This is a genomic window from Pseudomonas sp. MWU12-3088 (assembly GCF_023242405.1).
Taxonomy (GTDB): domain Bacteria; phylum Pseudomonadota; class Gammaproteobacteria; order Pseudomonadales; family Pseudomonadaceae; genus Aquipseudomonas; species Aquipseudomonas kribbensis.
The window spans coordinates 64,312-75,884 of the sequence record NZ_JALJEA010000017.1; the positions used below are offsets into that span (position 1 = coordinate 64,312).

At 61.1% G+C, this 11,573-nt stretch carries 9 protein-coding genes, 2 tRNA genes and 1 pseudogene; 7 read left to right on the forward strand and 5 right to left on the reverse strand.

Annotation, left to right across the window (positions count from 1 at the left end):
- Window positions 1-100: 100 nt before the first annotated feature.
- The 3 genes from xopAW to M5B98_RS27635 all read right to left on the reverse strand — a co-directional run bounded on the left by xopAW (window position 101) and on the right by M5B98_RS27635 (window position 2,875).
- On the reverse strand, window positions 101-955 hold the full coding sequence (gene xopAW, locus M5B98_RS27625; protein WP_248744587.1) for a XopAW family type III secretion system calcium-binding effector: 855 nt from the start codon (window positions 953-955) through the stop codon (window positions 101-103).
- A gap of 109 nt (window positions 956-1,064) precedes the next feature.
- Window positions 1,065-2,114: a sensor histidine kinase gene (locus tag M5B98_RS27630; RefSeq protein ID WP_248740101.1), complete on the reverse strand. Its 1,050-nt coding sequence runs from the start codon at window positions 2,112-2,114 to the stop codon at window positions 1,065-1,067.
- Window positions 2,114-2,875 (reverse strand): response regulator, encoded by a 762-nt coding sequence (locus M5B98_RS27635; RefSeq protein ID WP_371320993.1) that lies wholly within the window; start codon window positions 2,873-2,875, stop codon window positions 2,114-2,116. The genes M5B98_RS27630 and M5B98_RS27635 overlap by 1 nt, the downstream gene beginning before the upstream one ends.
- 283 nt (window positions 2,876-3,158) lie before the next feature.
- Between M5B98_RS27635 and pyrF the strand changes: the two genes are divergently transcribed.
- Entirely contained in the window at window positions 3,159-3,857 is a 699-nt protein-coding gene (gene pyrF, locus M5B98_RS27640) for an orotidine-5'-phosphate decarboxylase (RefSeq protein WP_162803507.1), read from the forward strand.
- A gap of 64 nt (window positions 3,858-3,921) precedes the next feature.
- On the opposite strand, the gene M5B98_RS27645 is transcribed toward pyrF, so the two are convergent.
- Entirely contained in the window at window positions 3,922-4,926 is a 1,005-nt protein-coding gene (locus tag M5B98_RS27645; RefSeq protein WP_248744588.1) for an NADP-dependent oxidoreductase, read from the reverse strand.
- A 226-nt stretch (window positions 4,927-5,152) separates the two neighbouring features.
- Here M5B98_RS27645 and M5B98_RS27650 point away from each other — a divergent pair, with 226 nt between their 5' ends.
- The 4 genes and pseudogenes from M5B98_RS27650 (at window position 5,153) to M5B98_RS28955 (ending at window position 9,577) form a co-directional block, all read left to right on the forward strand.
- On the forward strand, window positions 5,153-5,914 hold the full coding sequence (locus tag M5B98_RS27650) for an SDR family oxidoreductase (protein WP_085710959.1): 762 nt from the start codon (window positions 5,153-5,155) through the stop codon (window positions 5,912-5,914).
- A gap of 192 nt (window positions 5,915-6,106) precedes the next feature.
- Complete coding sequence (locus tag M5B98_RS27655) at window positions 6,107-7,507, forward strand: PLP-dependent aminotransferase family protein (protein ID WP_248744589.1); 1,401 nt, start codon at window positions 6,107-6,109, stop codon at window positions 7,505-7,507.
- A gap of 147 nt (window positions 7,508-7,654) precedes the next feature.
- Window positions 7,655-8,716, forward strand: a pseudogene (locus tag M5B98_RS28950) (HAMP domain-containing protein); the annotation flags it as partial.
- A complete protein-coding gene (locus tag M5B98_RS28955; RefSeq protein WP_412548799.1) occupies window positions 8,714-9,577 on the forward strand; it encodes a methyl-accepting chemotaxis protein in 864 nt (287 codons plus the stop codon). The pseudogene M5B98_RS28950 and the gene M5B98_RS28955, both read left to right, overlap by 3 nt.
- A gap of 593 nt (window positions 9,578-10,170) precedes the next feature.
- Here M5B98_RS28955 and M5B98_RS27665 read toward each other — a convergent pair.
- Window positions 10,171-10,929 carry a hypothetical protein gene (locus M5B98_RS27665; protein WP_248744591.1) on the reverse strand — a complete coding sequence of 253 codons (759 nt, stop codon included), beginning with the start codon at window positions 10,927-10,929 and terminating at the stop codon, window positions 10,171-10,173.
- Between the two features lie 387 nt (window positions 10,930-11,316).
- On the opposite strand from M5B98_RS27665, the gene M5B98_RS27670 reads away from it, so the two are divergent.
- Both M5B98_RS27670 and M5B98_RS27675 read left to right on the forward strand, forming a co-directional pair.
- Window positions 11,317-11,392: transfer RNA gene (locus M5B98_RS27670), tRNA-Glu, on the forward strand.
- A gap of 2 nt (window positions 11,393-11,394) precedes the next feature.
- Window positions 11,395-11,470 (forward strand) — tRNA-Gly (locus tag M5B98_RS27675).
- Window positions 11,471-11,573 lie beyond the last annotated feature (103 nt).

The following is an 11,573-nucleotide window of genomic DNA, read 5'->3' on the forward strand; positions in this document are numbered from 1 at the left end:
GGGAGGGCTAGGGTGAGGGCTGCTTTGATGACACACCGCTAAATCAAAGCAAGCCACTCACCCAGACAACCTCAGTCGTCCCTCAAATCCTCAACCAATCTCAAGTCGCCACATTCAAATACTTGCCCACCGACGCCGTACTACCGAGCGAATACTGCTTGCTCAGATTGGCAATCATCCGGTTCAACGCTTCGGTCGTGGTTTGAGTGGTACTGGCAGTCTGTTCATCGCTCGGACGCTGGCGCCCCGCCTGTAACGCGGCCTTCAACTCATCACTGCTCACGCCACCACTGCTGTCGCTATCCAGCACTTTGAGTAGCGCCGCGCTGGTGTCGCTGCTGGAGGACGAGGTGCTGTCGCTGGTTTGCAACGCGCTGCTTAGTTCGGTCGCCGTCACATTGCCGTCGCCGTCCGCATCGAGCTGGCTGAACAGTTCGTCACTGGAAACCCGGGGTGGTGGCGGTGGTGGGGTGAGGCTGGCGGTGAGTTCGTCCTGGCTGACGACGCCGTCCTTGTTCTTGTCCAGGGCCGAGAAGATTTTGCTGCTGTCGGCGGTGTTGCCGGCGCTGGTCAGGCCGTTGCTCAGTTCGTCGCCGCTGATGGCGCCGTCGCCGTCGGTGTCGAGGGCTTTGATCAGGGCGTCGGCCAGGTCGGTGTCGGGGGCCTGGTTGTGGTCGGGTGGTGGCGGTGGGGCCATGGCGGCCATTTCTTCGGCGCTGAGGCTGCCGCTGCTGTCGCTGTCCAGGTCGCCGAATTGTTTGCTCAGGTTGACCAGCAACCCGTCACTGGATTTTTGCGACAGGGCGCTGTTCAGTTCGTCCTGATCCACCGCGCCGTCGCCGTTGCTGTCGAGTTTGGCGAACAGTTCCTTTTGCAGTTGCTGACTGCGGGCGTTTTGCGTGGAGGTGCTGCTGGTGCTGGTATAGCTCGTGTAGTTGCTGACGCTACCGATCATGGGCTCACTCCTTGTAATGGAAAACCGGTTCATGAACCGGCTCTTGCAGACTCAAGGCGTGAGGTGTCGCAGGTATGTGGGTTTTGTACCGGACGGTACACAGTCGGGCTTACAGTCGTGGCAGGCGAATCACGGCAGTGAGGCCGCCGCCAGGCGTCTCTTCGAGGTTCAACTGACCACCCTGGCGTTGCGCGGCTTCCCGGGCGATGGTCATGCCCAGGCCGACGCCGCCGGAGTTGCGGTTGCGCGAGCCTTCCAGGCGGAAAAACGGCTCGAACACGGCTTCGCGTTTGTCCGCGGCGATGCCCGGGCCGTGGTCGATCACGCGGATCAGCAGGTGTTCGCGCTGATCCTGCAGTTCGATGTGTGCTTGCCCGGCGTAGCGCAAGGCGTTGTCCATCAGGTTGTTGATGCACGAGCGCAGGGCCATCGGCTGAACCGCCAGGGGTGCGCAATGGCCGCTGACCTGCACGTCGGCGCCCTGATCCTGGGCGTTTTCGCACAGAGATTCGACCAGCGCCTGCACGTCCATCATCTGCAGTGCTTCGCTGGTGCGTTGTTCGTGCAGGTAGGTGAGGGTGGCGTCGAGCATGCCGATCATGTCGTTCAGGTCCTGACGCATCTGGCCCTGGAGTTTGTCGTCGTCGATCTTTTCCAGGCGCAGTTTCAGCCGCGACAGTGGCGTGCGCAGGTCATGGGACACGGCACCGAGCATGCGTGCGCGCTGCTGAACCTGTTCGCGAATCCGCTGCTGCATCAGGTTGAAGGTATGGGCTGCCTGCCGGGCCTCTCGCGGACCGGATTCTTCCAGTGGCGGGCTGTCGAGGTTTTCACTGAGGCGTTCGGCGGCGTCACTCAGACGCTGGATCGGGCGGCTCAGGAGTTTGGCGCCGTACCACGCAGCGATCATCAGCGAGATGAACTGAAAGGTCAGTGGCACCAGCGGCCCGCCGAACCAGGGGCGCGGCGGTCGATGCGCAAAGCGCGGATCCGGTGGCGGACGTTGTCCTTCGACGCCCTGGGAAAATTCCGGCGGCGGAGGGGGCGGAGGCGGGCCGTAATGGTGGAACCAGGCGAAAGCCAGCAGGTGCGCCAGGACGATCGCCACGAACAGCACGCCAAACAGGCGGCCGAACAGCGTGTCGAAGCGCCCCCGCATCAGCCGATGTCCCGTGCGTCGAACAGGTAACCCTCACCGCGTACGGTCTTGATCAACTGCGGGGCTTTCGGGTCATCGCCGAGTTTTTGCCGCAAACGCGAGACCAGCAGGTCGATGCTGCGGTCGAAGGCTTCAATCGAACGGCCACGGGCGGCGTCCAGCAGTTGTTCGCGGCTGAGCACCCGGCGCGGGCGTTCGATGAACACCCAGAGCAGGCGGAATTCGGCGTTGGACAGCGGCACCACGAGGCCATCGTCGGCGATCAACTGGCGCAGGACGCTGTTCAGGCGCCAGTTGTCGAAGCGAATATTCGCACGCTGTTCGGTGCGGTCGTCGCGCACCCGGCGCAGAATCGTCTGGATCCGCGCCACCAGCTCCCGGGGCTCGAACGGTTTGGCCATGTAGTCATCGGCACCCAGTTCCAGGCCGATGATGCGGTCGGTGGGTTCGCAACGGGCGGTGAGCATCAGGATCGGGATGTCCGATTCGGCACGCAGCCAGCGGCACAGCGACAGGCCGTCTTCGCCGGGCAGCATCAGGTCGAGCACCACCACGTCGAAATGCTCGGCCTGCATCGCCTGGCGCATGGCTGCGCCGTCGGTGACACCGCTGGCGTGAATGTTGAAGCGGGCCAGGTAGTCGATCATCAGTTCGCGGATCGGCACGTCATCGTCGACGATCAGGGCGCGGATGCTCCAGCGCTTGTCGTCTTTCTGCTCTTCATTCACGGAGACTTGGGAGTTGTGCATGAGGCTGTTCATCTGCCAGTAAGCCGCCAACCACAAAGATAGGCTGCGAGGTTGTGGTTTCAGCATAGGCGTCCGGCCGTGAGGCGGGAAGGGCTGCTGTAAGGACTTGTTGCGGCTGGCGAGGCTAGCGCGGACGCATGTTGTCGGCGTGTCGGTTGTGTATCGGCTTCGACACAATACCTTGCAAGGCTATGCTGATCACGTCCGGCGCGACGATTTACCGATCATCGGGTGCCGCGCCGCCGCCGGTTCCGCTACAATGCGCGCCGATTTCGACTTGCCTGAGAGCCCATCCATGTCCGCCTGCCAGACTCCTATCATCGTCGCCCTGGATTTCCCCACCCGTGACGCCGCACTGAAGCTGGCCGACCAGTTGGACCCGAAACTGTGCCGGGTCAAAGTGGGCAAGGAACTGTTCACCAGCTGTGCCTCGGAAATCGTCGGCACCCTGCGCGACAAGGGTTTTGAAGTGTTCCTCGACCTGAAATTCCACGACATTCCCAACACCACGGCGATGGCGGTCAAGGCCGCTGCCGAGATGGGCGTGTGGATGGTCAACGTTCACTGCTCCGGTGGCTTGCGCATGATGGCGGCGTGCCGTGAAGAGCTGGACAAGCGCAGCGGTCCGCAACCACTGCTGATCGGCGTGACCGTGCTGACCAGCATGGAGCGCGAGGATCTGGCGGGTATCGGTCTGGACATCGAGCCGCAGGAACAGGTACTCCGTCTGGCAGCACTGGCCGAAAAGGCCGGGATGGACGGTCTGGTGTGCTCGGCGCTGGAAGCCACGGCGCTGAAAACCGCACATCCGTCGCTGCAACTGGTGACCCCGGGGATTCGTCCGGCCGGCAGCGCCCAGGACGACCAGCGTCGCATCCTGACCCCGCGTCAGGCGCTGGATGCCGGTTCCGATTATCTGGTGATCGGCCGTCCGATCAGCCAGGCGGCGGATCCGGCCAAGGCCCTGGCTGCGGTGGTTGCCGAACTGGCCTGAGCGAACAGCTGAAGATGCAAAGAAGGGAGCCTGATGGCTCCCTTCTTTGTTTTCAGATTTGTTTTCAGACCTTCAACACCAGCTTGCCGAAGTTCTCGCCGCTGAACAGTTTGCCCAGAGTCTCCGGGAATGTTTCCAGACCTTCGACGATGTCTTCCTTGCTCTTGAGCTGACCCTTGGCCATCCAGCCGGCCATTTCCTGGGCGGCACTGGCGTACTGCGCCGCGTAGTCCATCACCACGAAGCCTTCCATCCGCGCGCGGTTGACCAGCAACGACAGATAATTGGCCGGGCCTTTGACCGCCTCTTTATTGTTGTACTGGCTGATGGCGCCGCAGATCACCACGCGGGCCTTGAAGTTCAGGCGGCTCAGCACCGCGTCGAGGATATCTCCGCCGACGTTGTCGAAATACACGTCCACGCCTTTCGGGCATTCGCGTTTAAGGCCGGCCAACACGTCTTCGCTCTTGTAGTCGATGGCGCCGTCGAAGCCCAGTTCATCGACCAGAAACTTGCACTTGTCCGTGCCGCCAGCAATACCGACCACCCGGCAGCCTTTGATCTTGGCGATCTGCCCGGCAATGCTGCCGACCGCGCCTGCCGCACCGGACAACACCACGGTGTCCCCGGCTTTCGGTGCGCCGACATCGAGCAGGGCGAAGTAGGCGGTCATCCCGGTCATGCCCAATGCGGACAGATAAACCGGCAGCGGTGCCAGTTTCGGATCGACCTTGTAGAAACCTCTTGGCTCGCCGAGGAAATAATCCTGCACGCCAATGGCACCGTTGACGTAGTCGCCGACGGCAAACCCCGGATTGTTTGACGCGACGACTTTGCCTACGCCCAACGCGCGCATGACTTCACCCAGACCCACCGGCGGGATGTAGGACTTGCCCTCATTCATCCAGCCGCGCATGGCCGGATCGAGAGACAGGTATTCGTTCTTGACCAGAATCTGCCCCGCCGCCGGCTCGCCGACCGGTACTTCCTGATAGGTGAAGGTCTCGCGGGTGGCGGCGCCCACCGGGCGTTTGGCGAGCAGGAACTGACGATTGGTCTGGTTAGTCATGACAGGCACTCAACGGGATGAAGCCTTGTTGATAGACCGTACTCGGCGATGCTGCAAGGTTGGCTGACGAGGCGAATGCAGACCGATCAAGCAGGGTGATAGTGGCCCGCACCGGTTCATCACTGCGATTCATGGGCGGTCAAACGGCCGTCTGATAGTGCTGCCGCCGGGGAGGTGGCTGTGGCTATGCTGCCTTCATCAATCCCCCGCATTCGAGGACATAACAATGAGCATGACGTTTTCCGGTCAGGTCGCCGTCGTCACAGGCGCCGCCAACGGTATCGGTCGCGCGACCGCCCAGGCATTCGCTGCCGAAGGTCTGAAAGTGGTGGTCGCCGATCTGGATGCCGCCGGGGGCGAGGGAACCGTGGCGCTGATTCGTACAGCCGGCGGCGAAGCGACCTTCGTGCGCTGCAACGTGACCGTCGAAAGCGAAGTAAAGAATCTGATGGACGAGGTGATCAAGACCTACGGCCGTCTCGACTATGCCTTCAACAACGCCGGCATCGAAATCGAGAAAGGCAAGCTGGCCGAGGGCTCGATGGATGAGTTCGACGCGATCATGGGCGTCAACGTCAAGGGCGTCTGGTTGTGCATGAAGTACCAGTTGCCGTTGCTGCTGGCCCAGGGCGGCGGGGCGATCGTCAACACAGCGTCGGTGGCCGGGCTGGGTGCTGCGCCGAAGATGAGCATCTACGCCGCCTCGAAGCATGCGGTGATCGGTCTGACCAAGTCGGCCGCCATCGAGTACGCCAAGAAAAAAATCCGCGTCAACGCGGTTTGCCCGGCGGTGATCGATACCGACATGTTCCGTCGCGCCTACGAGGCCGACCCGAAGAAAGGCGAATTCGCCAACGCCATGCACCCGGTGGGTCGCATCGGCAAGGTTGAGGAAATTGCCAGCGCCGTGCTGTACCTGTGCAGCGATGGTGCAGCGTTCACCACTGGCCATTCGCTGGCCGTGGACGGAGGTGTGACCGCGTTCTGAAAAGGCATCTGTTGATGCAGGAAAAGACCCGCCCGACAGCGGGTCTTTTCGTCTGTGCCCGGTTCCATGTCATTGATAAACAATGTGTTTCAAATAGTTAGAACGGTGGCTTTTGACGTCTTTGTCGCACAGCCTGACCGGCGCGGCTGTGATTTACTGCTGCGGGCAAAACGGACAGGAGTTTGTGCACTCATGGAATTGAGAATTGACCGACAGGCAATGGTGCCGGTCGTACAGCAGATTGTTGACGGATTGATCGAGTGGATCGTGCAGGAACAGGTGCCGCCTGCCACGCGCCTGCCATCCATTCGACACATTGCGCGATTGAATCTGCTCAGCCAGTCGTACGTCATGGAGGCTTGCGAGCGCTTGGTGGCACAGGGCGTTCTGGCCTCGCGGCAAGGGGCGGGGTTCATGGTCGCAAGCACATTGCCGGCGTGTTGCAAGTCTTTCGACAGTCCGGTCTTCGAGGGCGAGCGCCATGGCTGTGATACGGATCCGCAAAGGCGCGGCGGGTTGAAACTGGGCGACGGGGTTTTGCCCGAGAGCTGGCGAGAGCCCGATGATCTCGCCTACGCGATCCGCCAAGTGGCCCGCACCGACATGGCCAGCCTGTTCAACTACAACACACCCCTCGGGCTCCCCGCGCTGCGCGAACAGATTGTCAAACGGCTGGGGATGCTCGATATCACCGCCGATGAGGACGCTGTGCTGACAACGGCCGGCGCCAGCCACGGGCTTGATCTGATCGTGCGCACGCTGTTCCGGGCGGGGGATTGTGTGGTGGTGGAAACGCCGGGTTATGCGCCGCTGTTCGACCTCTTGCGGCTGCACGGCGTGCGCATGCTGGAGGTTCGCCGCACGCCTGGCGGGCCTGACCTCGAGGCGCTCGAGGCGTTGTTGCAGCAGTTCCGGCCGGCGGCGCTGTTCATCAACAGTCACCACCACAACCCCACAGGGAGCTGTCTGGCGCCGGCCGTGGCGCGGCGCATTCTGCAATTGAGCAAAACCTACGACCTGCGGCTTATCGAAGATGACGTCTACGCTGATCTGCATAACGGCAGCGGCACGCGCCTGGCGGCACTGGATGAAGACGGGCGGGTGATTTACGTCGGCAGTTTTTCCAAGACGCTGAGCAGCTCGTTGCGGGCAGGCTTCGTGTCGGCCAGCCACGAGGTGATCGAGCAACTGGCGCGGATCAAGATGATCAGTTGCATGGGCACTTCAAGGTTCAGCGAGGCCGTTCTGGCGGCGCTGCTGGCCAGCGGCGCGTATCGCAAACTGGTGCAGCGCCAGCGCCAGCGGCTCAATATCGATCGCGCTGCGGCCCTGCAGGCGCTGGAGGATGCCGATTGGGAAGTGTTTGGCAAACCCACCGGCGGCCTGTTCATCTGGGCCCGTTCGCCGCTGGGGAATGATGAACACCTGCGCAGGCAGGCCTTGCGTCATGGTGTGCAATTGTCCTGCGCGTCTTCGTTCAGTCCCAGTGGCGAAGCCAGTGACTGGCAGCGGATCAACGTGGCCCATGCTTGCGATCCGAGGGCGCGGCAGTTCTTTCGCAGTACGGCCGTGGATCGACCTCAAGTGTTCTGAAAACGACGCAGGCCTAGCTTTTTGCCATTATTCCGACGCCAGAGTCTTGTGCTGGTTCATGGCCGTTGCGACTCTTCGGCAACAGACTTTGGCAGGGGACTACGCGCAATGATTTCGGCCGTGCAAGGACGTTTTGCCAACCTCGGTATGGCGAAAAAACTGGGTATCGGGTTTGTGCTGGTATTGCTGTTGACTGCCTTGGTGGCGGCCATCGGCGTCTGGTCCCTGCAAACCATCAGTCAGCGCTTCGACGGGCTGAAACAGATGTCCTCGCTCAACAGTGGTCTGTTGAAAGTGCGCCTGCTGGAGCAGGATTACGCCTTGCACGGCAATCCGAAAACCGCCGATGCCTTGCACGAGGGGGTGGATGGCCTGATCGCCATGGCCGATCAGCTCAAGGCCCAATCGCCGGGCAATGAGTCGGTCATGAACGACGTCCAGCAGTCGCTGGGCGCTTATCGCAAGGCGTTCGATGAGTTCGTGTCGCTGACCCAGGCCAAGGATCTGGCGCTGGAAATGGCCAGTTGGTCGGTGTCCAGTGTCGCCAACAACCTCGACGTCCTGCAGGCCGGGCTTGCCGATGACGGCGCCTACACCCTGAAAGACAGCGAGGGCAAGGACGGGGCGCAGTTCATCGAGCAGGCCAGTCAGGTCAGCCAGGTTTCGCGCCTGATGCTGCAAGCGATGAACGAAGCGCGGGTGCGTCTGGACCAGAGTCGCAAGGGCGACGACAGCGCCAAGGGCAACATCGAACAGGCCGCACAGGCCCAGACGCAAGCCGAACAACTGAAATCCACGGTCAAGGACGAAGGTTATCTGACGGTTCTCAATGAGGTCTCAGGCCACATTGCCGGTTTCAATGACAAGCTCGCCGAGTACACCGGGCTTCTGGCTCAGGAAAAAACCGTCTACGAGCAACTGCATCAGCGGGCCGCACAGGTGGTGGAACGGGTCGATCAGGCCTATGTCGCCCAGGACGTCGCGATGCAGGGTGAACTGAAGAAGAACTCGGTGCTGATTATCGGCTCGTCGGCGCTGGCATTGCTGGTCGGGCTGATTGCGGCCTGGGTGATCACCCGGTTGATCGTCGCGCCGTTGCGCAGCGTGATGCTTGTCGCTCAGCAGATCGCCGCCGGTGACTTGAGTGCAACGGTGGAAGTGACTCGTCGAGACGAGATCGGCCAGTTGATGCAGTCCATGCAGCAGATGGGCGCGGGCCTCAGCAGTATTGTCAGCGGGTTGCAGGCTGGCATTGAACAGTTGGCCAATTCCGCGCAATCGCTGTCGGCGGTCACCGAACAGACCAACCTTGAAGTCAGCAGCCAGAAAGAGGAAACCGAGCAGGTCGCCACGGCCATGAACCAGATGACCGCCACCGTTCACGACGTGGCGCGCAATGCCGAAGAAGCCGCACTTGCGGCGCAGACTGCCGACGACAAGGTCGAGAGCGGTCAGCAGGTGGTACGCCAGAGCATGGCGCGGATCGAGCAACTGGCGGATTCGGCGACGTCGGCCAGTTCGAGCATCGAAAGCCTGAGCGCCGAAATCCAGAACATCGGCACGGTGCTCGAAGTCATCAAAAGCGTCGCCGAGCAGACCAATCTGCTGGCGCTCAACGCCGCGATCGAAGCGGCGCGGGCGGGTGAGCAGGGCAGGGGCTTTGCGGTGGTTGCCGATGAAGTCAGAGCGTTGGCCCGACGTACGCAGCAGTCGACCGAAGAGATCGAGCGTCTGGTCAGTGCCTTGCGCTCGGCGGCGCATTCGTCGGTGCAGCAGATTCAGAGCAGTGGCGAGCTGGTGAAGCTGGCGGTGAGTGATGCGCTGCAGACGGAAAGTGCGCTGGGGAGTATTGCGGCGGCGGTTTCGTTGATTCAGCAGATGAATCAGCAGATCGCGGCGGCGGCCGAGGAACAGAGTTCGGTGGCCGAGGAGATCAATCGCAGTGTGACCAGTATTCGGGCGAGTGCGGATCAGTCGTCGATTGCGATGCGCGGGAATGCGGCTTCCAGTGTTGAGCTGGCGCAGTTGGGGAGTGAGTTGCGGGGAATGGTGGGGCACTTTCGGCTTTGACCTTGGCGGCCTTTGGGCCGACCAGGTTGCTGGTTGTTTGGTGTGAATATCCGTTGCTTCGGGTGCTGCCGCTGGCGGTTTCGCCCTTACGGCGAGTCCCTTTTTCAGACGCCAAAAAGGAACCAAAAGGCTTGGCCCCTGCGTTCGGCACCTCGCTTTGGCTCGGTGTTCCTTCGCTCCGGGATTCATCCGGGGGCATCGCCTCCGGTTTGCTTCGCTGCACCTCCTCTCGATGTGTTTGGCTTCGCCAAACGGCGCTACGCGCCCACCCCCGGATAAATCCCTCCACTCAGCCTTCCGATGGGGCCGGTACGTCAAAAGCGGTACTCGAGCTAACGCTCATCGTGTTGAGTGGTGGGAAGCCAAAGCAGAAGCAAGGGTAGAAGAAGCAGCAGAAGCAGTAGAAGCAGCGAGTTGCACGCGTTTTAAAACCAGAGTTAACCTCGGTATTTCATGTCGGCGTACTTCCTCCAATCAACTCGGTCGGCTCCCTCTCCCTCCGGGAGAGGGCTGGGGTGAGGGCGCCTTTGACTTTGATCTTCTCCGCGCCCAATAAAAAGCCACCTATCGGTGGCTTCTCTCAACATTTGCACTCAGTCGTAAATCACTTTTTTCTTCCAGTCTGCATCCGCCTCGACATCCTTGAGGCCGGCAGTCAGTTGGTTTTCTTCGCCTTCGACCGGGGCAATCTTGTCCATGACCTGGGCGTTGGCACGGGCCAGGAGTTTTTCCAGGTATTGGAGTTGTTCGGCGTAGATCTGCGGGTCCTGTTGTTTGCGCAGGTATTGCACGCCGCGTTCGAAGGCGAGGCGGGCCTGGCCTGGCTGGTTTTGTTGCAGGGCGTGCTGGCCGAGGTTGTTGAAGAACTCGATGTGCAGCAGCACCAGGATATGGCGCACTTCACGAATCCAGTGCTTGGCTTCGTTCGGTGGCAGGAAACCGTCCTGGGCGGCGCGGGTGATCTGGCCGTGTAGGGCTTCGAGGAGGAAGCGCACGTCTTTGGCCTTGGCTTCGGTCTGAATCGGCGCCGGCGGGTTGTTGACCGGGATCGATTCGCCCTGGGCGACGAGGGCGCTCAGTTCGGTGATGCGGGCCTTGGTGATGGCACTGGTTTTTTCCAGGTTCAGCAGACGCTGGCAGACGTTCAGTTCCAGGCGGGTCATCAGCAGCTTGAGGGCCGGGGTCATGAACTGGCCGGGGAAGGTTTCGGTCAGTTCGCCACAACGGCGCAGGCGGTCGTTGAGTTCGACTTTGGTGCGGGCCTTCTCCAGTTTGGTGTTTTCCACCACATGGTTCATGTAGCCAATGGCGATCAAGATTGCGATCCCGGCTATGACTAGCAGGGTGATCATGAGTGGTGTCACCGGTAAGACCTCTTTATAGGGTTCGCGTGCGAGTGTAGTAGCTCGGCATATAGGAGCCTAGCGCCGCTCGACGGGTTGGATCAGCGAAGCTTCATCTGTATCGGCCGCAAGCCTGCTTATATAAATGCTGGCCCTTGGGGTACAGATTGCCATCACCTGTGCCGTGGACTATAACGCCTTGGCGAGTGTCGGAATATAGGCGTCAATCGTCGGGCGACGGAAAAGTCCGAATCGGCGCGTAAAGCAGGGCGAAGTCATTGATTTAAATAAATTTATATCAGGGGGTTGACGACCTTCCAATCCATCCATAGAATGCGCGCCACTTGCAGCGTAAAGCACACAGCGAAACGCGGCAGGGAGTGAATGTTGTAGTGTGTCCCCTTCGTCTAGTGGCCTAGGACACCGCCCTTTCACGGCGGTAACAGGGGTTCGAGTCCCCTAGGGGACGCCAATGCGGGAATAGCTCAGTTGGTAGAGCACGACCTTGCCAAGGTCGGGGTCGCGAGTTCGAGTCTCGTTTCCCGCTCCAATTTTAAACGGCAGTGCCTTCGGGCGGTGCTGAGTGAAACCAGAACCAAGTCTTCGGATGCGGATCTGGACACCGAAACACACACCATGTGTTCCGGGTAGCG